This window comes from Paraburkholderia sp. EG286B, from assembly GCF_040965655.1.
Classification (GTDB): Bacteria; Pseudomonadota; Gammaproteobacteria; order Burkholderiales; family Burkholderiaceae; genus Paraburkholderia.
Genome location: NZ_JBFRCF010000234.1, coordinates 1 through 255, shown reverse-complemented (window position 1 = coordinate 255; position 255 = coordinate 1). Strand labels below are relative to the sequence as shown.

At 59.6% G+C, this 255-nt stretch carries 1 protein-coding gene; it reads left to right on the top strand.

What is annotated here, in order from left to right; translation table 11 throughout:
* The coding region (locus AB4Y42_RS44570; protein WP_368697938.1) for an AMP-binding protein at nucleotides 1–255 on the top strand (255 nt) is incomplete at both ends.

Here is a 255-nt window from a genome sequence, read left to right as displayed (position 1 = left end):
TCGACAAGAACGCAGTGCCGGCTTCGGCAAGCATCATCAATCTGGCGGGTGAGCGGCTGAAGGCGAGCCTCATAGAGAAGGCCTTCGGGGGCAGTCGCATCGAGAAGATATGTAATCTGTACGCACCCTCCGAGACAACGACGTACTCGACCTGGATTTGCATGCCGAGGGGGGAGGCTGTCGTTGAGACGATTGGGCGTCCGATCGCGAACACGCGGGTGTATCTTCTGGACGGTCATGGCGCGCCTGTTCCGT